This is a genomic window from Flavobacterium commune (assembly GCF_001857965.1).
In the GTDB taxonomy this organism is placed as follows: Bacteria; Bacteroidota; Bacteroidia; order Flavobacteriales; family Flavobacteriaceae; genus Flavobacterium; species Flavobacterium commune.
Window position 1 is genome coordinate 2,285,838 of record NZ_CP017774.1, and the last position, 25,412, is coordinate 2,311,249.

Genomic DNA, 25,412 nt, shown 5'->3' on the forward strand with positions numbered 1-25,412 from the left:
TGAATTTAAAATCTTTTTGATGGAGCTAACTATGGTATTTCAATTTTTTATCATTCTTGTTTTTGGGATATTAGCTCTTCTCTTGATCGTGTTTCGAATTATTGAACCTATTTATGTTTTCTTCTTTAAGAAACCTTTGTTTTTACATATTTACCCTTTTTCTAAAAAGCTGAATAATGAGCAAAAAGAAATTTTAAAAACGAATTTCCTTTTTTATAATCGGCTTACTCCAAAAAAAAAGCGCTATTTTGAGCATCGTGTTAAAGAGTTTGTGCGTAAATATGAGTTTATAGGTAAGGATATAGTGATTACCGAAACGATGCAAATACTCATAGCGGGAACTTATGTGATGCTGACTTTTGGTCTGCGGAAATACCTAATTACTTTATTTACGAGAATTATTATTTATCCGTCAAGTTATTATTCGTCTTCAAACGATGCTTACCATAAAGGCGAGTTCAATCCCAGAATGAAGTCGATTGTTTTTTCCTGGGAAGATTATATTTTAGGTCATCAGACTACCAATGATAATATTAATTTAGGTCTTCATGAATTTGCTCATGCCTTGCATTTTCATTGTATGAAAAGTAATGATTCCAGCGCAGCCGTTTTTTTTGATGAATTTAATAAAGTGACAAGGTATTACACTGATGCGGAATTAAATGCCGAATTGCGTTCTAAAGGCTATTTCAGATTGTATGCTTATCAAAATCAATTCGAATTTCTAGCAGTAATTTTGGAGCATTTTTTTGAAACTCCGAAGCAATTTAGAAAGGAACATCCGGAGTTGTTTGTCATTGTTAACAATATGCTTAATTTTAAAGAGTATTTAGTTGAAGATTCTTTTTAGAGTTGTTGGTGATTTTTTTGTAAGTTATTTATTTTGAGTAATCGATTAACTAATACTTAGAGCTAAAATTATAGAAATAATAGGATTCTTTTAGCTCTATTACAAGCTTATATAGATGTGTTTTTATATATTTGTTTACAGTTTTTCTAAAGAAAATCTTAAAATTAGAATGTTATTTACTATCATATAAAATAAATTATTTCTTCACTTTCCCATTTTCTATTCGATATTTTTTCTGAATCAAAAAGAAGTTTTAATCTATTTTGAAATAAAATTTTAAGCAATATGCTAACCAAAGTATATTGAGAATGTAATTCACAGTTGTTATTTAATTTATATAATTTATGCTAAGAAAATACTCTTTCATAATAATTTTTGGTGTTATCATTTTTTTTAATTCATGTAAGTCATCAACCGAAGTAGATCCGGTTTCAATAGGATTTTCGCAATGTATTAATCAGGATATTTGGAGAATGTCGATGAACCATGAAATGACAGTAGAAGCTTCTCTTCATCCAAGAGTTAAGCTGACTATTTATAATGCTAACCGTAAAGTAAAAAAGCAAATCCAGGACATTGAAAAGATGATTCAGGATAAAAAAGATATTATAATAGTTTCTCCTTTTGAATCGGATTCGATTGTTCCTGTAATAGAAAAGGCGGTTCTTAAAGGAATTCCTGTAATTGTTGTGGATAGAAAAGTAAATACTTCAAATTACACGGCACACATAGGTGCAGATAATATTGAGGTAGGAAGAATTGCAGCTAAGCATATTGTTTCATTGTCTAAAGGAAAAGCTAATGTTGTTGAAATAAAAGGCAATTCATCTACCTCGCCCGGTTTTGAAAGAAATTTAGGTTTCAGGCAAATTTTAGATAAATATCCAGGTGTCAAAGTGGTTACTATGGAGGCTAAAAGAGATGAATTAGTCTTAGATGATTTTTTAAAAATACTGAATAATTTTCCCAATATTAATTATATCTATGCTTACAATGACGAAATTGCTTATCAGACCTGGATGGTTCTTAAAAAGAGAGGCTTAGAGAAAAGCATAAAAATTATAGGAGTAGATGGTCTTAATGGGCCTAATGGTGGACTTCAGTTGGTTCAGGAAGGGATTTTAGAAGCCACTGTTTTATATCCTACAGGAGCTGCCGAAGCAATAAAGTTGGCTTTAAAAATAGCGAATAAAGAAATCGTTCCTAAAAACAATAAACTAAATACTATTTTGATAGATTCTCTTAATGCAAATATTATGAGTAATCAGTTTGATAGAATAACGATTCAGCAATCGGATATTGAGCAACAGCAAAAGGTTATCAAAAGTCAGGAGAAAAAATATGTAAGCCAGAATAATCTTTTGAAATTGTTGACTTTTTTATTGGTAATAGTTTTAGGTCTGGCTATTTACAGTATTTACTCGAGAATTATGATTAGTCGAAAGAAACAGGAATTAGAAGAAACCAATAAAAAAATCAAACACCAAAGAAATGAAATTAAAAAGTTTTCTAATGAATTAAAACAAAGTAATGAGGCCAGATTGAACTTTTTTACGGGCTTGTCACACGAATTCAAAACACCTTTAACCTTGATTTTGAGTTCGGTTGAATCCCTGGAAAGTGAATTTAAGAATAAAGGAATTGCTATCAACAAAGAAATTAATTTGATGTATAACAATTCCAGAAGATTACTGCGTTTAATCAATCAATTATTGGATTATAGAAAAACTGAGGATCAAAAATTTACTTTGAGAGCATCGCAAACCAATTTATTGGATTTTTCAAAAGGTATTGTAAGTGATTTTGACCGCGAAGCAAAGAAAAAGAATATTGATTTTTCATTGAGTACTAACAATGAAAATTTAGAGGTTTATATTGATAGAAATTTAATGGATAAAGTCTATTTTAATCTGTTGTCAAACGCCTTTAAGTTTACACCTGAAAACGGTAAAATCAGTATTTCGATAAAAGAAGATAGGGAGAATAATGTTGTTCATATTCACTTTAAGGATTCGGGAATTGGCATACCAGAAAAAGAAATTGATCAGGTATTTAACGCTTTTTATCAGGGGTCTAATAATTATAGAAACAGTTCAGGAATTGGGCTTCATTTATCAAAGAGTTTTATTGATTTACATAAAGGAAGTATTGAAGTTGTTTCAAAAAACGGAGCAGAATTTATCATTACATTACCGCTTGGAAAAGAGCATTTAGATGAAAAATCGATAGTTAAAGAAGCTGCATTAGATTATGTACATCAATCCGATTATTTAGATTCTGAAGTTATTCAAAAGAAAGAACCTCAGCATAATGAGGATAGGTATTCGATTCTTTATATAGAGGATAATAAAGATCTTTTGGATTTTGTATCGAATAAGTTTTCAACCGAATATACTTTTTTTACTTCAGATGGAACTAATGCTGTGGAATATGCTTTAGAGTTAATTCCGGATATTATTATTTGCGATTTGAATTTGCCCGAACTTAATGGATTTCAAATTTGTGAAAAACTCAAAAAAGATTTGAGAACTTCTCATATTCCAACGATTATATTAACCTCTTCAGATGATCAGGATTCTTATTTACAGGCTTTAGATAGCGGGGCAGATGTTTTCCTGACAAAGCCATTTAATTTAAAAGTATTGGCGCAGTCCATCAAAGCCTTACTTTTTAACAGAGAGAAATTAAGGTATTATTATACCAATAATATAATCAATATCGAAGAAGGAACTTTTGGTGTTACCGAACAGGATTTTCTTAAAAAGCTTAACGAACTGATTGAGAAAAATTTAGATAATTCGGCTTATACCGTGGAAGATTTAGCTAAAAACCTGGCTATTTCCCGTGTGCAATTGTATCGTAAAGTCAAAGCAATATTGGGAATTAGCATCAGTGATCATATTAATAATATAAGATTAGAAAAGTCTAAAGAATTTTTGAAAAAATCAGATCTAACAATTTCAGAGATTGCTTATGCAGTAGGTTTTTCTACACCGAATTATTTTTCAACTTCATTCAAAAATAAATTTGGTATCTCGCCAAAAGAGTATAAGATTAAATGATAAAGGTGAAGTTATTTTTCGATTTTGAAAATTTTTAAATAAGTCAAAACTCATTTATGATAAGCACGTTTTAAAAAGTGTGCTAAATTTTAGTGTTACCATCAAGCCTGTCAAGAGTATTTTGACAGGCTTTTTTTTGTTATAAGCTGTTTTGAAAATTGGACTGCTAAATTTTCATTTTTACCCAATTCAAAAATAAATCCGGTTGATTGATTAGTTGTTTTGAAAATCAAGTCCACTTAAAATTTTCATAAATAAATCTGCCATTTTCTTAAAAAAGTATAAAAAGCGATTAATCAAGGTTGAAAATACGTAAACGGGGTATCATTTTCTAAAACTGGAAGTAACATAGTTGTATTTCCTGTAACATGATTGTAACTATAACGAAATAGTTTTTAGTTTGATTTTAGTTTTAATTCACTGAAATCAAGTGTTTTGAGGGTGTGGTGGTGGGGTTTTGGTAGTGTTGTATGTAATTGTTACATATTTAAAATATCAAGCTTTTTTTTGCATATACCTTAGCAATTCAGTTTAATAATTTTTGATAATGAAAAAAAATAGTTGTTTGTTCTGTTATTGCTTCGCTAGTGGTGTTCCATTTTATTCTGATGCAATAGTTTTTTAAGCAGCTGATAAAAATTGTAAAGCATAGGAATTTCTCCGGTACTGATTTCGGCTTCATTCTAATCAATAAAAAACTAAACGCAACAAATTTATATAAAATGAAAAAACAAATTTTTAGTCTTATCCTAATGGTGCTTTGCTTGAGTTCTGGAAGTGTAGAAGCGCAAACCAAATTGGCTGATGGTTCTTTATTGGCACCAACTCCACCTATGGGTTGGATGACCTGGAATTATTTTGCAGATAAATTTAATGAGACAGATATACGTGAAATGGCAGATGCCATGGTAAGTAGCGGTATGGTTAAAGCGGGCTATAATTATCTGTTTATAGACGATGGATGGCAGGGCGGAAGAGATAACAGAAACAATATTATTCCTGATCCTAAAAAATTTCCATCGGGTATAAAAGCACTTGCCGATTATGTGCATAGCAAAGGATTGAAATTAGGAATTTATTCGGATGCGGCTCCGTTAACCTGCGGGGGCTATACTGCCAGTTTGAATTTTGAAGAACAGGATGCGAAAACTTTTGCTTCCTGGGGAATTGACTATTTGAAATACGATTATTGTGGAGCTCCCGATGATATGGAAATAGCCAAAACACGCTACAAAAAAATGGCGGATGCTTTACGCAATAGCGGGCGTGATATTGTGTTGGGTATTTGCGAATGGGGTGGACGTAAACCTTGGCTTTGGGGAGGACAGGTTGGTGGTCAGTTATGGCGTACAACCGGTGATGTAAGGGATAAATGGAGAAGTATTAAACCAGTTAAAACACTTAAAGATTTAGATACTGAAGGAGCCGGAATATTAGATATTGTAGATTTTTCTCAAGATTACGCATCCTATGCCGGACCAGGACATTGGAATGATATGGATATGCTTGTGGTTGGGCTTTATGGTAAAAAAGGACCTTCGGGTGATTTTGGTGGAGTTGGATGTACTGATGCCGAATACCAAAGTCAGATGAGTCTTTGGTCTATTATGAATTCTCCATTGGCAGCATCTAATGATGTTCGTAATATGAATGCCGAAACCAAACGCATTTTATTAAATGATGAGGTAATTGCTATCAATCAGGATGCTTTGGGTAAACAGGCAGTTTGTAAAATCAAGAATGATACTTGGAGTGTATTTGTAAAACCATTGGCAAATGGGGATTATGCAATTGCAATTGTAAACCGTTCTGAAACCACTCAAAAATCAAAAATCAATTTTGCTGAACTGGGATTAAATGAAACCTACGAAATCAAGGATTTATGGGCACACAAAGTAATTGGTAAAGGGAAAAAATGGAGTGGAATGGTACAGCGCCATGAAACAAAAATGTTTCGACTGAAAAAAATATAATACACATAATAGAGGAAGAAAAGTTTTCACATTTCTATCTCTTTTTGCTTCTGAGGGTTGGTTTTTATAGGATTAAAAAACAAGCCTTTTTTAAAGAATATCGTAGTGATTTAATTTAATAATTTTTTGATAATGAAAAAAATAGTCGTTTGGTCTGTTATTGCTTCGCTTGCAGGATTTCTGTTTGGTTTTGACACAGTAGTCATTTCGGGAGCTGATAAAAAATTGCAAGAGCTTTGGAATTCATCTGATGCTTTTCATGGAACTGTAGTTATGGGAATGGCTTTATGGGGTACCGTTTTCGGAGCCATTTTTGGTGGAATACCTACTAATAAAATAGGAAGAAAGAATACTTTATTATGGATAGGGATTTTATTTTTCTTTTCGGCCATTGGATCAGCTTTAGCAAATGATCCTTATGTTTTTGCTGCTTTTAGATTTATTGGAGGTTTGGGTGTAGGAGCATCTACAATTGCTGCTCCGGCTTATATTTCTGAAATAGCACCGGCAAAAGACCGAGGGAAATTAGTTGCTTTTTATCAATTTAATATTGTCTTAGGGATTTTGATGGCCTTTCTGTCTAATTATTTGTTGAGAAATACAGGAGAGAATTCATGGAGATGGATGATGGGAGTACAAGCCTTTCCTTCCTTTATTTATACGCTGTTCGTTTTTGGTATTCCTAAGAGCCCAAGATGGTTGTTGTCTAAATCCAGAAATGAAGAGGCTAAAAAAATATTGATATTAATGGGACAGGAAGCAGAGTATGAAGAAATGAAAAAGGAGATTGAGCTGGATAATAACAATGCCGCTTTGACAAATGATACTATCTTTTTGAAAAAATACCGCACTCCATTAATTCTGGCTTTTTTAATAGCCTTGTTTAATCAGTTATCAGGGATTAACGCTTTTCTGTATTATTCTCCCCGAATTTTTCAGGAGGCTGGTTTGGGAGAGAGTACTGCGTTACTTAGCAGTATTGGTATCGGTGTTGTCAATTTAGTTTTTACTTTATTAGGGGTTTCATTAATTGATAAGTTGGGTAGAAAAGTACTGATGTACATAGGCTCGGTAGGTTATATTATTTCGCTGAGTCTTGTAGCTATCGCTTTCTTTTTAAAATGGCAGGGAATGGCAGTTCCGATTTTTCTGTTCTTGTTTATTGCAGCTCATGCCATTGGTCAGGGTGCTGTTATCTGGGTTTTTATTTCAGAGATTTTTCCAAATCACCTTAGAGCTTCAGGACAAGCTTTTGGGAGTACTACGCATTGGGTTTTGGCAGCAATAATTCCATCACTAATACCATTTTTGTTTTCTTCAATCGGAGCGGGTGTGGTGTTTTTATTCTTTGCCGTAATGATGGTTTTTCAACTTTTGTTTGTGGCTTTTTTAATGCCGGAAACTTAAGGAATTTCTTTAGAAGAATTAAGTAAAAAATTAATAAAAGAATAAATCATGACTAAAATTGCTATTAAAAAACACGCTAAATTATTGTTGTGTACCATAGGTTTACTGACTTTGTTTAATTGTAAAGAGTCTTCAGTATCAGATAAAAAAGCATATACGGAAGAAGAATTGTACCGACCTAATTTTCATTTCACGCCTAAAAAAGCCTGGATGAATGACCCTAACGGCATGTTTTATTATAATGGGTATTATCATCTTTATTTTCAGCATTATCCGGATTCAACTGTTTGGGGACCTATGCACTGGGGACATGCAATAAGTACTGATATGGTCACCTGGACAGAAAAACCAATTGCCATTTACCCGGATGAAAAAGGATATATCTTTTCAGGAAGTGCTGTGGTGGATTTACAAAACACTTCCGGATTTGGGAGTTTGAAAAATCCTCCTATCGTAGCCATGTTTACCTATCATGATCCAACAAAAGAAAAAACGAAAGAGCCTGGAATTCAGTCACAAGGGATAGCCTATTCATTAGACGAAGGATTGACTTGGAAAAAATATGAAAAAAATCCGGTAGTAGAATTTCCTTCGATTAAAGATTTCAGAGATCCAAAGATGACCTGGGATAACATTCACAAACAATGGTTAATGGTTTTAGCCGCAGGTGATAAAACTATTTTTTACAGTTCTAAAAACCTAAAAGACTGGACAATGCTTTCTGATTTTGGAAAAAATATCGGAGCACACGGCGGTGTTTGGGAATGTCCTGATTTTTTTCCGATGATGGTAGAAGGTTCGGACGAATATAAATGGGTGCTTTTGTTGAGTATCAATCCTGGAGGACCTAACGGCGGTTCGGCTACGCAATATTTTGTAGGTGATTTTGATGGTAAGATATTTAAGCTGGATGAATCTTTTTCTAAAGATATAAATGGGCAAAAAGGGCTATGGATTGATTACGGAAGAGATAATTATGCAGGTGTAACCTGGTCTAATATTTCAGAGACCGATGGCAGAAAACTGTTTATGGGTTGGATGTCCAATTGGGACTATGCCCAAAAAGTTCCAACTCAAAAATGGAGAAGCAGCATGACTGTAGCCAGAGAATTAAAATTGATTAAGGAAAATAATCATTACAGGCTTTCTTCAGTTCCGGTAAGAGAATTACAAAATTATGTAGCCAATACAATCAAGAAGGAAGCGCTTAAAATTACCGATAAAAAAACGGTTTTAATTGATAAATCATCAATTGACTTAACAAGGTTAGACATTCAATTTACCTTAAGAAATCTTAAAAAAGACATCTATACTTTTTCACTGTGTAACAGTTCTGATAACAATATCAGTTTTGGTATTAATAAAAAGGACAAATACTTTTTTATCGACCGAAAAAAATCAGGGGATTTGTCTTTCTCGGATGCTTTTGCAAAACAAATTTCGAAAGCCCCTTTTACTGAAGATTTTGATAAAATAGACGTAAGAGTAATAGTCGATAAAACTTCAATCGAAGTGTTTTACGATAACGGCAAAACAGTAATGACCGAAATATTTTTTCCGGAAAAACCAATGGAAACATTTTCTGTAACGAAAGAAAAATTCGATTTCACCATCGAAAACTTAACTATTAACCAATTAAATTTTAACTAAACTATCTAAACTATGAAACGAAAAATCATTTTTTATTTAATTCTAATGGGGTCATTTTTTTCACTTTCGGCCCAAAACATCGGAATAAAAGGAGTTGTAACCTCTTCTGAAGACGGTATGTCGCTCCCGGGGGTATCTGTTGTAGTATCAGGGTCTAATAAGGGGACTATTACTGATATGGACGGTAAATATGAACTTAGAAATGTAGATCCAAAAGCAACTTTGACTTTTAGTTATGTGGGATTTACAAATCAAACACTAGAAGTAAACGGTCAGGAAACAATTAATGTTATTTTAAAATCAGAATCGCAGCAATTAACAGAGGTTGTGGTAACGGGATATTCTAAAGAACGAAAAGTCGATGTGACAGGAGCTGTAGTTGTTGTTGAGATGAAACCCATCGAAGGGCAAAGTATGAGTTCTGGTAATGCCATGCAGGCGCTACAAGGTAGGGTTGCAGGTTTGTCTATTGAAAAATCAGGAGATCCAAGTGGTACGAGTAGTAAGATTTTGATTAGAGGGGTGAGCACTCTGGGTAATACCGATCCATTGTATGTAATTGATGGTGTGCCTACAGTAAGACCAGAGGTTTTTGCCAGTTTAAATCCAAGTGCAATAGAATCGGTTCAGGTATTGAAAGATGCTTCTGCTTCGTCTATTTATGGTTCCAGAGCGGCTAATGGTGTTATTGTTGTAACAACCAAAAATGCTTTTAAAGGAGAAAGAATGAATGTCTCTTACAATACCAGTATTTCAGCAATGTCAGAGAAAAAACAAAGGTATAAAATGCTGAATTCAGTAGATAGAGGAAAGGTTTTGTGGCAGGCATCAGTTAATGATGGAGCTAATCCGACAGATGCTTACGGAGCAATCTATAATTTTGACTGGAATAATGACCTGAATAATCCGGTATTGAATAGCGTTTCCGTTCAGCCTTATGTAGGTGGGGATACTAATATGCCGGCAGGAAATACAGATTGGCAGGATGTAGTGTATAAAACAGGATTTGTTATCAATAATGATTTGTCCGTATCAGGAGGTACTGATAAATCCAATGCCATGTTGAATTTAGGCTATTTGGATAATACAGGAATGTTGAAATATACTAATTTCGAAAGATATACCGCAAGATTGAATGCTAATTTCAAGTTGTTTAACGACAAGGTACGATTTGGTATTAATTCACAGTTTACCCAATCTAATGAAAGATTAGCGGCTAATGACGTTGGGAATTCTCCGGTTCCTGCCTTGGCTATTTCATTAGCACCAACAATTCCGGTTTATACTAATTCCGGTGGATACGGAGGACCTTTAGGCTCTGGTTATTCTGATAGAAATAACCCTTTGTTAATGCAATATTTAAACAGATGGGATAATACCAGAAGAATTTCGTTGTATGGAAATGTTTTTACCGAAATAGATTTAGTAAAAAACCTTACCTACAGAAATAGTATTGGTATGGATTTTAATGATTTCAACAGAAAAGATATTGAACCTATAGTACGTAATGGATCGGTTAACAGAGACAATAATAGCTTGACTCATAATACTAATAAATATTCGAGTTTAACCATTTCGAATACTTTGAATTATAATGTAAAGCTTTCCGATCATAAAATTGGTGTTTTGGTTGGGGTAGAATCAGTTAAAACAGATTTTCATAGTTTATTAGCTCGTGGAGAGAATTTTGCTGTAGAATCAGAAGATTATTTTGTATTATCAGCTGCTTCAGGAGCCAGAACCTCAAATGGATTAACAACAGGAAGCCGATTGCTTTCTCAGTTTGGAAAAGTTAACTATGCCTTTTCTGATAAATATTTGGCAACATTTACTATAAGGAGAGATGGTTCTTCCCGATTTGGTGAAGACAACAGATACGGAGTTTTCCCGGCAGCTACAGTAGGTTGGAAAATCAGTAATGAAGATTTTCTGAAAAATGTTAAAGCACTTTCGTCATTAAAACTTCGTGCCGGTTATGGTGAGGTAGGAAATCAATCCATTGGAGATTTTGCCAGTTTAGGTTTGTTTGAAGCCAGATATGGGGTTAATCAAAATGTTTTTATACCTGATTTTTTCAATATTTATTACAATGTAGGTACTGCCTATGATTTGGGTGGAGTGAATACAGGAAATTTACCATCTGGTTTTGTGGCTATCCAAGCGGCTAATTCAGGATTGAAATGGGAATCGACTAAAGAGATAAACTTAGGGGTGGATTTTGCTTTTTTGGATAACAAATTATCAGGTTCCTTTGATTATTTTGCCAGAAAAACTGATGGAATTTTAATTAAACCACCCGTTGCTTCGGTTTTAGGAGAAGGGCAACAGCGTTTTGTGAATGGAGCTTCTACTTCTAACAAAGGTTGGGAATTGGTTTTAGGATACTCAGATACATTAGAGAATGGATTGAATTTTAATGTTACTACTAACTTTGGTGCTACTAAAAACAAAATAACCGCTTTGCCTGAGGAGGTAAGAACAGCTTATCCTGGAACAGCAGCTAATTCTATCGTTGGTCATTCTCAGTTTGAAATTTTTGGATACAAAACCGATGGATTATTTCAATCACAAGCTGATATAGATTCTCATGCTACACAAGTAGCATCCAGATTAGGAGGAATTAAATTTGTGGATATTAATAATGATGGTGTTATCAATTCAAATGATAGAACTTTTATTGGTTCAACACAGCCTAAATTAGAATACGGTATCAATATTAGTTTGGCTTATAAAAATATCGATATGTCTGTTTTTGGTTCTGGAGTTAGCGGAAGAAAAGGGGTCGATCCTTATATTTATTGGAATAATTTTGTTCAGGGTAGAGAAAATGCAGGGCCTGGAACTTTGAATGCCTGGTCCCCAACAAATACAAGTAGTACGATACCTTCACTAACAACAAATAATACGGATTACGCTAATATGTCCGATTATTTATTAAGAAACAATTCTTATTTCAAAGTTAGAAATATCCAAATTGGGTATTCATTGCCGGAGAGTATAACTGAAAAAACCGGTTTTATTACTCGTTGTAGAATATATGCTCAGGGAGAGAACTTATTTTGGTTTACTCCAAAAGGATATATCGGTTCTGATCCGGAACGTACTAATATAAATTCAATACCAGTACCTACAACATTCTCATTAGGTGTAAACTTAAACTTTTAATTAATTCTCATGAAAAAATATAATAAAATAGTTATCAGCTTCATGTCAGCTATATTGTTGGCATCATGTAGCTCCGATTTTTTAGATTATGAACCTAAAGGGGCGCTAAAACCGGATCAGGTTGCTACAATAGCCAATGCGGATGCGCTTGTTGTTGCTGCTTATGCGGCAATTGGAAATGACGAAATGATTGGACCAATTACCAGTCAGTGGGTTTATGGAAGTGTTCGATCTGATGATGCCTACAAAGGTGGTGGAGGTCGTGGTGACGTAGATGTTGTGGACAGATACGAACAATATAATTTGACCATTCCTGATTATGGCGACTGGATGTTGCCTAGAACATGGACAAATCACTTTAAGGCAATTTCCCGAGCTAACTTTGCTTTGTCTGTAGTTAATAATATTGATGAAGCCGATTATCCGTTAAAGAAAATCAGACAGGCTGAATTGCGTTTTCTAAGAGCACACTCTTATTTTATGTTGAAGTTGTTGTTTAATAAAGTGCCTTTCATTACAGAAGACCTTACTAAAGAACAAATTTTGGCAACCTCAAATGATTTGTCTTCAGATGCCTTATGGAATAAAATTGCAGATGATTTTATTTTTGCTCATGATAATTTACCTCCTTCACAGGAACAGGTAGGTAGAGCGGATAAAAACGCAGCATCGGCTTATTTGGCAAAATTAAGATTGTATCAGGCATACGAACAAAATGATGATCATCAGGTAGTAAACATCAATGCAGCCCGATTACAGGAAGTTATTGATTATGCTAATGAAGTAACCGGAAGTTTAGAAACAGATTTTGGTTATAATTTCTTAGATGGTCGTGATAATGGTCCGGAATCGATTTGGGCTGTTCAGTTTTCAATCAATGACGGAACAAATGTGGGTAGAGTAAGTTTTGTAACAGGATTAAACTCTCCTCATGGTAACCCTCTTTACGGATGTTGCGGTTTCCATATGGCCAGTCAGAACATGGTAAACGCATTCAAAACCGATGCTGTTACGGGATTACCATTGTTAGATACTTTTAACAATGCAGATATTTATAATACAGTTGATGGTACAGGGAAATCATCGCTAACTGCAGGAGTAACACTAGATCCAAGAATTGATCATACGGTAGGGGTTCCAGGAAGACCATTCAAGTATAAAAATACTTTGAAAACGGCTGGGGATATGGTTTATAATTTTAGCTGGGCTAGAGATCCGGGGGTTTACGGCTACTTTGGGAATATGAAAGAACAACAATCACCAGACTGTTCTTGTTACGTTAAAAACGGACCCTTCGTAGGAACTTCTAAAAACGTGGATTTTATTAGATATGCTGATGTGTTGTTGTTTAAAGCAGAAGCTTTAATTCAGTTAAACAGAAAGGATGAAGCTTTACCTATTATTAATTTAATAAGAGCCAGAGCCGCTGCAAGTACAGCAATGCCTCTAGCCGCAGGAGCTTCAAATGTGTATAAAGTAGAACCGTATCTTTCTTTTCCTTCAAAAGATTATGCTATGAAAGCATTGATGTTTGAAAGAAGATTGGAATTTGGTATGGAAGGCCCTAGATTCTTCGATTTGGTAAGATGGGGAATCGCCGAACCGGTTTTAAACGCTTACCTTGCTGTTGAGAAAGTAAAAAAAGGCTTCCTTTCAAGTGCACATTTTACAGCGGGTAGAGATGAATATTATCCAATACCTCAAAGAGAAATTGATTTTACAGGAGGATTATATACTCAAAATCCAGGGTATTAAAAATAAGGTTAATAATGGTTGTTTAAATTAGTGTTTTTTATTTAGCTAAAGGCAAATCTTTATTTGCCTTTAGCTTTTTTCACATTGTCTTAAAATATTTTAAACCGGAATTATGAGAGAGAAAAGACAAACTTATAAAAGGAACCAAATAGGATTTCTTTTTAGTTTGATTATTTGTGTTTGCAATTTAACAGCACAAACAGTCATTCCTGTTGCTACCAAAAATAATTTGTTGTTGATGCAAACAGACAATAGCAATAGATTGCGAATCATTTATTTTGGAAAGCCACTTGCCAACGAAAGCGAGTACAAAGCCGTCGCGGCAAATTATAATTATGATGAATCCAATGCCGGAATTTATAATTCGGCTTATACGCCTGCGGGAACCTGGAATCTGTCTGAACCTGCTATTCAGGTCAAACATGCCGATGGAAATACGTCGTTGGAATTAAAGTATATAAGTCATAAAAAAGAACAAATAGATGCTAATGTAGCTGTTACCAGTATTCTTCTCAAAGATCCTGTTTATCCGTTTGAAGTGACTTTGTTTTATAAAGTTTGGGAAAAAGAGAATGTAATCGAGCAATGGACCGAAATAAAACACAAGGAGAAAAAGCCGGTTGTATTGCAAAAATATGCCTCGGCTAATTTATATTTTGCCAATAAAGATTTTTATCTCACGAGTTTTCAGGGAGAATATTTAAAAGAAATGCAGCCTGTTGAAACTAAACTTTCACAGGGAATAAGAACGGTGGATTCTAAACTGGGAACCAGAGCAATGTTGTTACAAACGCCTAATTTTATCTTGTCATTTGGTAAATCGGCTTCCGAAAATGAAGGGACGGTTATGTTGGGACAACTGGCATGGAGCAGTAATTTTAAATTGGATTTTGAAATTGATTCGCATAAAAATCTCCGTTTCATTGCAGGAATCAATCCATTTGCTTCCGAATATTCGTTGGTTCCAAACGAAACTTTTAAAACTCCTTCGTTAATTTATGCTTTATCGAATAACGGAACCGGAGAAGCGAGTAGAAATTTACATGATTGGGCAAGGAAATATCGGGTATTGGACGGTCAGGGCGAACGTTTGACTTTGTTGAATAACTGGGAGGCGACTTATTTTGATTTTGATGAAAATAAAATCAAAGCTTTGTTTGAAGATGCCAAAGATTTGGGTGTCGATATGTTTTTATTGGACGATGGCTGGTTTGGGAATAAATACCCACGAAATAATGATGATGCAGGATTGGGTGACTGGCAGGAAAATAAAAAGAAGTTGCCAAACGGATTGGGATATTTAGTAAGAGAAGCTAAAAAAGAAGGAGTGAAATTTGGTATTTGGATTGAACCTGAAATGGTAAATCCAAGGAGTGAATTGTATGAAAAACATTTGGATTGGGTAATACGGCAGCCCGAAAGACCTGAGATTTATTATAGAAATCAGATGGTGTTGGATTTGTCGAATCCCGAGGTCCAGGATTTTGTCTTTGGAATAGTGGATGATTTGTTTGTGAAAAATCCCGAATTGGCGTTCATTAAATGGGATTGTAATGCGGTTATTTATAATGCCTATTCGGCTTATCTCAATAAAAAAGGAGTTCCTCAATCTAATCTGTATGTCGATTATGTCAAAGGATTGTATAAAGTGCTGCAACGTATTCGTGCCAAATATCCAAAAGTACCTATGATGCTGTGTTCCGGTGGTGGTGGCCGTGCTGATTATGAGTTTTTAAAATATTTCACCGAATTTTGGCCTAGTGATGATACCGAGCCTATAGAACGTATATTTTTACAATGGGATTATTCGTATTTCTTTCCATCAATCACAACCGATAATCATGTTACCGATTGGGGAAAACAACCGCTGAAATTTAGGGTAGATGTGGCCAGTATGGGTAAGCTGGGATTTGATATTGTAGCAGGTGAATTAGATACTAATGATAAAATATTTTGCAAAGAAGCTATTAATAATTACAATTCATTCAAAGATATTGTATGGCATGGCGATATGTTTCGTTTGGTTAATCCGCATGAAAATGATATTTCAGCATTAATGTATGTGAGTAAGGATAAAAGCAAAGCAATTGTATTTAATTATTTGGTGAACAATAGATTCAGCATTACGGCTACTAAACGGCCGGTCGTTTTTAACGGTCTGGATGCTAATAAACGTTACACGGTAAAAGAAATCAACCTTTATCCTGGCGTAAGTTCGACATTTTCTTCCGATAAAGTATTTACAGGAGATTTTTTAATGAAAGCAGGCTTTAATCCTAATGTTACGTTGAAAAGAACAAGCGTAGTGCTGGAAGTAAATGAGGTGAAATAATTACAATTTAAAGATTTAAAATATGAAAAAGAAACAAGCATTAAATGTTGTTTGCTTTGGAGAAGTTTTATGGGATGTTTTTCCAACGCATAAAAAAATTGGCGGAGCACCTTTGAATGTGGCATTGAGAATGAATTCTATAGGAGTTGCTTCGACTATAATTAGTAAAATTGGAAATGATGAAAATGGGAAAGATATAATCAAATATATCGAAGATCACAATATGAGTTCCAGTTTGATACAAGTAGATTCTGATTATATGAGTGGAGTAGTTCACGTAATGATTAATGAAAAAGGGAATGCTTCTTATGATATTCACTATCCCTCAGCATGGGACAAAATTGTTGTCAATTCAGCAGTTGAAAAGCAAGTCAGTGAAGCCGATGCTTTTGTTTTTGGTAGTTTAATTTGTCGGGACGAAATTTCAAGGGCAAGTTTGTTTTCTCTTTTAAAAAAGGCAAAGTATAAAGTTTTGGATGCCAATTTGAGAGCACCATATTATACTACCGAAGTACTTATCGAATTGATGTTCAAGGCCGATTTTATAAAGCTTAATGATGAAGAGTTGTATGAGATAAGTCAGAAGTTAGAATCTCCCTATAATTCTTTTGAACAGAATATTAAATTCATTGCCGAAAAAACAAATACTAAGCAAATTTGTGTGACCAAAGGTGCCTTTGGGGCCGTTTTGTATTATAATGAGAAATTTTATTATAACAGTGGTTATTTTGTAAAAGTGGTAGATACTGTTGGGGCAGGAGATTCTTTTTTAGCTACCTTGATAGTAAGATTGCTAAAAGGAAAATCGCCGCAGAAATCGTTGAACTATGCCTGTGCCATAGGAGCATTGGTTGCAGGGCAGGAAGGAGCTAATCCTAAGATTTCGGATAAGGAAATAAAGAAGTTTATGATGGTTTGAAATTAGAACAAAGATTTTTAAAATATTGTCGTGTTATTATTGGGATAATCTCTTTATGAGGGATTATCCCTTTTTTATTTCCTATTTCTTTTTTATAGATATTATGAAAGAGTAAGTTTTTTACTAAATATAATGACGGTCTGATGGTTTTTGTAATACAATTTATTTTTTTAATGTAAAGTCAGATTTGTATTTAATTTACTGTATATGAGTTATTTGATTTTTGTTTTGTTCCTTTTTTTAGATGTAATTTGTAATTTGTTTTAAAATAATTAAGTTTTCTTTTGGTCAGTTTAATTTTTAACTTAATTTTGTCTATAGAATTAGTAGAGTTTAAAATAGCTATTTATCAATAAAAAAACAACGCTTTGAAAACTATCAAAAACACCTCATTTTTGATCACGCAATTAAGTCAAGTATTCGCCAATCCCGGACGAATGTGTTGTTGCTGTTAGAGTTTTTATGAGTTTGAGTTTAGTTGAGTTTGTATAAAGTACAGTTACTCTTTGTTGTAAAATTTAAGAATTATTTGTTTCACAAAATCAAAAACATACCAATTCTTAAAAGAAGAATTACACAAAAAAATTATTGGAAAAAAATAGATGAGAAATGTTCCTGAGAGAGCAAAGTACATTTCTTATAGTAAAACAGAAATTATATTTTTTTAAATCTGATAAAAAATCAAAATAGTACTAATTAAAAATAAAAGAAATGAAGTTAATGTGTTGTAAATAAAAAAAAGCCATTTCTGCGGCAACAGAAATGGCGAAGTTTAAAAAAGAAATGTTCATCTCAGAAAAGGAAAAAGAAAGTTGATAAAATCAGCTTTCAGGCTCCTTATTATTTAAACTAAAACAAAGTAATGAAAAAAAAATTAAATATAATTTTATGGTTCGCTGTTTTTCTAGTTTCACTAGGAATTAGCGCACAAAGCACAAAACCCACTATAAATTCTACCCTTGATGGTGTAGTTATAGATCAAATTACAAAACAACCCATCCCAGGGGTTAATGTTCAAATTAAAGGAATTACACATAGTGTTATTACTGATTTAGACGGGAAATTTAGTTTTCAAACAGGACAAAGTTTTCCTTACACATTGGTTATTACCTCTATAGGTTACATTAGCAAAGAACAAGTTGTTAATGACAAGTTCATACAAATTGCATTAAAAGAGGATGTAAAGGAGCTGAATGAAGTGGTTGTTATTGGTTATGGAACTACTTCCAAAAAAGACTATACAGGAGCAGCCGAAACCGTTTCTACTCAGGCGTTGCGATCTACTCAGCGTAGTTTAGAGAGCGCACTCCAAGGCTCGGTTGCGGGGGTCAATGTGACTCAAACATCGGGTCAGCCTGGAGCAGGATTGAGTATTAGAGTTCGTGGAGGAAGTTCGATACAAGGAGGAAACGAGCCGCTTTATGTTATTGATGGTTTTCCAATTTACAACTCAGATGTAACCTCAGGTGTTTTGAGCGGTAGTCCGACTAATCCACTTTCGGCAATTAATCCTGCAGATATTGAGTCGATTACAGTTTTAAAAGACGCTTCTTCTACAGCTATTTATGGTTCCAGAGGGGCAAACGGAGTAGTAATTGTTACTACTAAGAAAGGAAAATCGAATATCATGGCCGTAAATTACGATTACTCTTTAGGGCAACAAGAAGTTCGTAAAAAAGTATCAGTATTAGACGCTGCGGGGTTTTCAAGACTTAGAAATGCAGCTTTATATGATACTAATCCGGCGGGAGGGACTAACCAATACTTATCAGATGTTCAAATAGCTCAATTAGGAAAAGGGGTGGATTGGCAGGATGCCGCTTTTAGAACTGCCCAAACTCAAAATCATCAGTTGAGTGTTTCTGGTGGGAACAACCAAACCAAATATGCTATTTCCGGGAACTATTACAATCAGGAAGGAATTATAAAAAACACCGGTTTTGAACGTTTGAGTGGGCGAATTAATTTGAATTCAAAATTAAGTGATAAATCAAGATTTGGAGTGAATCTTTCGGTAGCTGAAACCAAGTCTAAAGTGGCGCCATCAGGGTTGATAACGGCTTTATTAAGTATGCCGCCTACGGCTACCATTTATGAAAGGGATGGTACTTACACATTAAGAAATCCTTTTGAAAACATCTTTTCAAATCCAATTGCTACTTTAAACGAACGTAAAAATAAAGCTGTAAATACAAGAGTTCTAGGAACTGTTTTTGGCGAATATGATGTATTGGAAAATTTAGTATTGAAAGTTTCTTTTGGAGCTGATCTTCTGGCTAATCAAGAAACTACTTATATTCCTTCTACTATATATGAAGGTTTGATTACTAATGGTGAGGCTAAAATAGGAAATGCTAATAACAAAACATGGTTGAACGAGAATACCTTGACTTATACTAAAGTATTTTCAGATGTACATAGTTTTAATCTTTTGGCGGGTTATACACAGCAAAGTTCAACCAGAGATTTTGTTACTACAGGATCACAACAGTTTGTAAATGATGTAACGGGCTCTAATAGTTTGCAAAGTGGAAATTTAGCATTGATTCCTACTTCCGGTGAAAGTAGATGGGCATTGAATTCGTATTTGTCAAGGTTAAATTATAATTATGATTCCAAATATTATTTGACTGCAAGTATTAGAGCCGATGGTTCTTCCCGATTTGGAAAAAACAATAAATGGGGTTATTTTCCTTCTGTAGCGGCAGCTTGGCAAATTGATAGAGAAAACTTTTTTAGTCCGGTTTCTAATGTAATTAATAGCTTGAAATTTAGAACAAGTTACGGATCTACAGGAAATCAGGAAATAGGAGAATACCAATCGTTATCTACATTGAGCAGTGTGAAATATCTTTTTGGTGACCAAATTTATACTGGATTTACACCAACAAGAATTGCAAATGACGATTTAGGATGGGAATTAACCAATCAGTTTGATGCAGGAATTGATTTAGGGATTTTTAATAATAAAGTGTTTCTTACTCTTGATGCTTATCGCAAAACGACTAAGAATTTATTGTTAGATGTTCAAATCCCATACACTAGCGGATTTACATCTTCATTGCAAAATTTTGGTTCGGTACAAAATCAAGGAATTGAGTTAGGAATTAATACTTCTTTAAGCAATGGCAATTTATCATGGACCTCTAATTTTAATATTGCTTTCAATAAAAATAAAGTTTTGGCTTTAGGTAATGATGCTGAATTCTACACTTTTGGAAATTACATTTTAAAAGTGGGAGACCCTTTAGGTTCATTTTACGGAGCAGTAACTGATGGGATTTTGCAAACGGCTGATATAGCAACTAAAGGCATTTTTACAGGAAATGCTACACCTAAAGCTGGGGATCGTTTGTACAAAGACATCAATGGCGATGGTGCATTTACAACTGCTGCTGATAGAACTACTATAGGGAATGCGCAACCTGATTTCACATTTGGATTCTCAAATAACTTTATTTATAAAGGTTTTGAATTGGGTATTATAATACAAGGATCTGTTGGTAATGATATCCTGAACGGGAATTCACAAGCCTTAGAATTGTTCAACGGACAGCAAAATGCGTCAACATCTGCTTTAGATGCCTGGACACCAGCTAATCCAAGTACAACGACTCCTCGTGCTAAGTTAGATCCGGCACCCGTATTCTCAAATCGATTTGTAGAAGATGGTTCGTTCGTTCGATTCAAAAACATCACATTGAGCTATAATTTACCTAAAACACTAATAGAGCAATTTAAATTGACTGCTGTAAAGTTAAGATTGGTAGGAGAGAACCTAATCACATTTACAAACTACAGCGGATTTGATCCGGAAGTAACTAACGGAAGTTCTATTTCTCCGGGAACAGATACGGGAATTTATCCTGCATCTAAAAGTATTTCGGCAGGTTTAAGTGTAACATTCTAAAAGAAACATCATGAAAAAAATAAGCATATTAAGTTTACTGATTCTTTTTACAATCAGTGCTTGTAATTCTTTGGACGAAGATCCAAAAGCATTTATTGCAGCGAATAATTTTTATAAAACAACAGAAGATGCTGAGGCAGCTGTAATTGCTATTCATAATGCGATGAATAGTGGTACCCATACTTTATACAATCGTTTAATTCAGATTTCGACAGAAATGGCTACGGATGATTATGAAGCAGGACCACGCGCCAGAAATGCGCATGTTAGAGCCTTATCAAATTTAACACATGATGCCTCAAATGACCGTATGTTAGAACTTTGGCGTCAAAGTTATGATGGAATCAACAGAGCCAATGTCGCGATTGATAATATTTCGAATAACCCAGCTTTAAGTTCTCAAAAGGATAAGGATTTGGTGAATGAAGCGAAGTTTTTAAGAGCAGTTTTGTATTTCAATTTGGTGCGATGGTTTGGTGATGTACCATTGGTTTTACATGAAACCACAACTTTAACTTCGGAAGCTTTGAATGTTTCCAATACAGCAGAAGCAGCTGTTTATGCCCAAATTGAAACGGATTTATTGGATGCCGAAGCATTGCCTGAAGTACAACAAATTAACGGAAGACCGACATCGGGTGCAGCAAAAAGTATTTTGTCTAAAGTGTATTTGACACAAAAGAAATGGCAACAAGCAGCCGAAAAAAGTAAAGAAGTGATTGATAGTGAAGTATATGATTTGTTCGAAGATTTTGCAGACGTGTTTAATGTTGCCACTAAAAATGGTAAAGAGCATATTTTCTCGGCACAGTTTAAAGGACTGACTAACTGGAATGGAAACATGTTGGCTTCTACATCAGCACCTACTTCTGTACCGGGAATTGCAGGAGATCAGGCCGATGCTTTACACACAGCCGGAGGACTTTTTGAATCTTTTGCTGAAGATGACGCTCGTAAATATGTGACTTTTGCCGTTAAATATGTTAGTCCAACCGATGGAAAAACCTATGCCACAACTCCGCATTTTAATAAATATTTTGATCCAACCACACCAGCTTCGCCGGGACAATCGTCAAAAAATACACCGATAATTCGATTTGCTGAGGTATTGTTAATCTATGCCGAAGCAGCAAATGAGTATCAGAACGGACCATCAGCTTTAGCTTATGAAGCGATTGACAGAGTTAGAGAAAGAGCCCACATTCCGTTGCTTTCTGAAATTTTACCAGCTTTAAGTAAAGATGATTTTAGAGAGGCTGTTTTTAATGAGAGAAGAAAAGAATTGGTTTACGAATACCAACGTTGGTTTGATCTGGCACGAAGAGGACCAGATTATTTTGTAGCCCGATTGAAAGCCGCAGGAAAAAACAATGCACAGCCTAAACATGTTCATTTTCCAATTCCACAAAGAGAATTGGATTTAAACCCAAATTTGAAACAAAACTCAGATTGGAAATTATAATTAAACAACTATTTTAAATTGAGATAAAATGAAAAAAACTTTTATTACACTAAACCTTTTGCTGGCATTTGGCTTTTTTAGTCAGGCACAAAATACAACTTCAAAACCAAACATTGTTTTGATTATGGTCGATGATATGGGCTATTCTGACTTAGGAAATTATGGCTCCGAAATAAGCACGCCTAATTTGGATAAATTAGCCAAAGAAGGAACACGCTTACGCGAATTTTATAACAACTCGATTTGTGCACCTACAAGAGCTTCGTTATTAACAGGGCAATATCAACATAAAGCGGGTGTTGGTTATTTTGATGTGAACTTAGGATTACCAGCGTATCAAGGCTATTTGAACAAAGAATCGCTAACATTAGGAGAAGTTTTCCGCTCAGGGGGTTACAGCACTTTAATGTCTGGAAAATGGCACGTTGGTTCCGAAGATAAAGCCCAGTGGCCTAATCAAAGAGGATTTGATAAGTTTTTTGGAATCTTAAAAGGCGGAGCCAATTATTTTAATACTAACGGATTGCCTTTTGGTAAAACACCCTATCCGGTGGCACTAATTAGAAATAATGAAGAACTGCATCCTAAACCGGATTCCTATTACTTTACAGATGAAATTGGAAACAATGCCGTGCAATTTTTGGACGAACAAAACAAAGAAAACAAACCGTTCTTCTTATATCTGGCTTTTACAGCGCCACACTGGCCATTACAGGCAAAAGCGGTTGATATTGCTAAATACAGAGGGAAATTTGATGAAGGTTGGGACGCCTTAAGAGAGAAAAGAATTCAAAAATTAAAAGAAAACGGTATTTTGTTAGCTGGTCAAACCATTGCTCCAAGAGATCCAGAAGTACCGGAATGGAATAAATTGACTTATGACGAAAAACAATTCTGGAAGGCTAAAATGGAAGTTTACGCAGCAATGGTAGACAACATGGACCAGAACGTGGGGAAAGTGTTGGAGAAATTAAAAGCTTTGAAAAAAGATAAAAATACGCTGATTGTTTTCATCTCTGATAATGGAGCACAAGGTGGTTTCAATACTTACAATCCTTTAAGAAGAGGTTTGGTGAAAAATGACGGGCCAGTTGGAACTTCAGGTTCATTTGACTATCAGGAACAAAACTGGGCTTATTTGTCTAATACACCTTTGCAAGATTATAAAAATAATATGCACGAAGGTGGCTTTAGTTCTCCTTTTATTGCCTGGTATCCGTCAAAAATTAAGCCGGGTCGTATTGACAAAGGAACAGGACATCTTATTGATTTAGCTCCTACTTTTTACGAATTGGCAGGAATTCAATATCCAAAAGAATTGAACGGTGTAAAATCAAATCCGTTAGTAGGAAAAAGTTTGTTACCGGTTTTATTTGACGGTGCTTCCGAAGTGAATCGTGGTGCTCCAATATTCTGGGAAAGAGCAGGAAACAGAGCTGTTAGAGAAGGGAAATGGAAGTTGGTTTCTATTTATCCGTCTTACCAATGGGAATTATACGATTTAGAATCCGATAGAGGAGAAACAACCAATCTGGCTCAACAAAATCCAGCAATTGTGAACGATCTTTCGGCTAAATATTTTGATTGGGCTAATAAAACAGGCGTGGTAGAATACAGCAAAATAAGGCCAGGAAATGAATTGATTCCTGGTGCAGCTACAAAGAAATAATAATCTCTCAATAAAGAACTACAATTTTTAGCATTGAGAGGAACTCTTGGTTTGTTAGTGTTAGTTTGGTAAAAAGGGGCTGCTTCGGTTGTCCCTTTTACTCTGTTTTATTGATTTTTAATGTAATGAAAGTAATAGGGTTTGTTTAAGGGATAACCCAAAAAAAAGGTAGTTATGAAAATATATAGTTTAATAATAGGAGTTGTTTTTAGTGGTTTGTATTCCAGTTTTGCTCAAGAAAATAAGGCGGTTGCTGTAGTTACTACAACAAGTTGTGAAGCCATGTGCAAAGCCAATACCTCTAAGAAAGCCTTATTGTTACAATCAATTGCCAATATTTCTACTGAAAATATAACGAAATCAATTGACGGAATGGTCTGGGTTGCAGGAGGCGAATTCAAAATGGGAACCAATGATTATCCCGATGCGCAGCCTGTTCACAGCGTAAGTGTAAAAGGATTTTGGATGGACCAACACGAAGTTACCAATGCACAATTTGAAGCATTTGTAAAAGCGACCAATTATATTACCATTGCCGAAAGACCTTTAAATCCCGATGAGTATCCCGGAGTTCCTCTTGAGAATTTAGTTCCTGGTTCTGCGGTATTTTCTCCTCCAACGGATAAAGTTTCGTTAGGAAATATTCAACAATGGTGGAAATATGTGCCAGGAGCCAATTGGAAACATCCATCTGGTCCTGAAAGTACGATTGTGGGACTTGAAAATAATCCTGTGGTACAAATTAGTTATCCGGATGCTAAGGCTTATGCGGATTGGGCAGGGAAGCGTTTGCCAACAGAGGCCGAATGGGAGTTTGCTGCTCGTGCAGGTAGAGAGCATACTAAATATTATTGGGGTCAGGAGTTGAAGCCCAATGGCAAATGGTTGGCCAATATTTTTCAGGGAACTTTCCCGAATAACAATATTGCCGAAGACGGTTTTGTGGGTGCAGCTCCAGTGCAATCTTTTCCAAAAAATCCTTTTGGAATCTATGATTTGGAAGGAAATGTATGGGAATGGTGTAACGATTTATACCGAGATGATTATTATAAAATGAGTCCTCAGGATAATCCGCAAGGGCCTTTAGAAAGTCATGATCCCGAAGAACCGGGTGTTGAAAAACACGTGCAAAGAGGTGGTTCCTATTTGTGTAGCGACCAATATTGCATTCGCTATGTGGCAGGTAGCCGAGGAAAAGGGGAAACCACCAGTGCTTGTAATCACTTGGGTTTTCGCTGTGTGAAAGATGCTCAATAAT

The 25,412-nt window shown here is 34.8% G+C and carries 13 protein-coding genes; all 13 read left to right on the forward strand.

Going from position 1 to position 25,412, the window contains the following annotated elements; all coding sequences use genetic code 11:
• Positions 1 to 31: 31 nt before the first annotated feature.
• The 13 genes from BIW12_RS09745 (at position 32) to BIW12_RS09805 (ending at position 25,411) form a co-directional block, all read left to right on the forward strand.
• Positions 32 to 850, forward strand: a complete 819-nt coding sequence (locus BIW12_RS09745; RefSeq protein WP_071186292.1) for a zinc-dependent peptidase — start codon at positions 32 to 34, stop codon at positions 848 to 850.
• 344 nt (positions 851 to 1,194) lie between these two features.
• A complete protein-coding gene (locus BIW12_RS09750; protein ID WP_071184944.1) occupies positions 1,195 to 3,912 on the forward strand; it encodes a substrate-binding domain-containing protein in 2,718 nt (905 codons plus the stop codon).
• 722 nt (positions 3,913 to 4,634) lie between these two features.
• Entirely contained in the window at positions 4,635 to 5,885 is a 1,251-nt protein-coding gene (locus tag BIW12_RS09755; protein ID WP_071184945.1) for a glycoside hydrolase family 27 protein, read from the forward strand.
• Between the two features lie 132 nt (positions 5,886 to 6,017).
• Positions 6,018 to 7,292 carry a sugar porter family MFS transporter gene (locus BIW12_RS09760; protein ID WP_071184946.1) on the forward strand — a complete coding sequence of 425 codons (1,275 nt, stop codon included), beginning with the start codon at positions 6,018 to 6,020 and terminating at the stop codon, positions 7,290 to 7,292.
• Between the two features lie 48 nt (positions 7,293 to 7,340).
• A complete protein-coding gene (locus BIW12_RS09765) occupies positions 7,341 to 8,942 on the forward strand; it encodes a glycoside hydrolase family 32 protein (protein WP_071184947.1) in 1,602 nt (533 codons plus the stop codon).
• Between the two features lie 12 nt (positions 8,943 to 8,954).
• Entirely contained in the window at positions 8,955 to 12,107 is a 3,153-nt protein-coding gene (locus BIW12_RS09770; protein ID WP_071184948.1) for a SusC/RagA family TonB-linked outer membrane protein, read from the forward strand.
• Positions 12,108 to 12,116: 9 nt separating this feature from the next.
• On the forward strand, positions 12,117 to 13,862 hold the full coding sequence (locus tag BIW12_RS09775; RefSeq protein ID WP_071184949.1) for a RagB/SusD family nutrient uptake outer membrane protein: 1,746 nt from the start codon (positions 12,117 to 12,119) through the stop codon (positions 13,860 to 13,862).
• Positions 13,863 to 13,974: 112 nt separating this feature from the next.
• Positions 13,975 to 16,194: an alpha-galactosidase gene (locus BIW12_RS09780; protein WP_071184950.1), complete on the forward strand. Its 2,220-nt coding sequence runs from the start codon at positions 13,975 to 13,977 to the stop codon at positions 16,192 to 16,194.
• A 22-nt stretch (positions 16,195 to 16,216) separates the two neighbouring features.
• Positions 16,217 to 17,113 (forward strand): carbohydrate kinase family protein, encoded by an 897-nt coding sequence (locus BIW12_RS09785; RefSeq protein ID WP_071184951.1) that lies wholly within the window; start codon positions 16,217 to 16,219, stop codon positions 17,111 to 17,113.
• Positions 17,114 to 17,975: 862 nt separating this feature from the next.
• The gene (locus BIW12_RS09790) at positions 17,976 to 21,023 is read left to right on the forward strand and encodes a SusC/RagA family TonB-linked outer membrane protein (protein WP_071184952.1); all 3,048 of its coding nucleotides are present in this window, start codon (positions 17,976 to 17,978) and stop codon (positions 21,021 to 21,023) included.
• A 10-nt stretch (positions 21,024 to 21,033) separates the two neighbouring features.
• On the forward strand, positions 21,034 to 22,485 hold the full coding sequence (locus BIW12_RS09795; RefSeq protein ID WP_071184953.1) for a RagB/SusD family nutrient uptake outer membrane protein: 1,452 nt from the start codon (positions 21,034 to 21,036) through the stop codon (positions 22,483 to 22,485).
• A 28-nt stretch (positions 22,486 to 22,513) separates the two neighbouring features.
• Positions 22,514 to 24,154 carry an arylsulfatase gene (locus tag BIW12_RS09800; protein ID WP_071184954.1) on the forward strand — a complete coding sequence of 547 codons (1,641 nt, stop codon included), beginning with the start codon at positions 22,514 to 22,516 and terminating at the stop codon, positions 24,152 to 24,154.
• A gap of 174 nt (positions 24,155 to 24,328) precedes the next feature.
• Positions 24,329 to 25,411 carry a formylglycine-generating enzyme family protein gene (locus BIW12_RS09805; protein WP_071184955.1) on the forward strand — a complete coding sequence of 361 codons (1,083 nt, stop codon included), beginning with the start codon at positions 24,329 to 24,331 and terminating at the stop codon, positions 25,409 to 25,411.
• Position 25,412 lies beyond the last annotated feature (1 nt).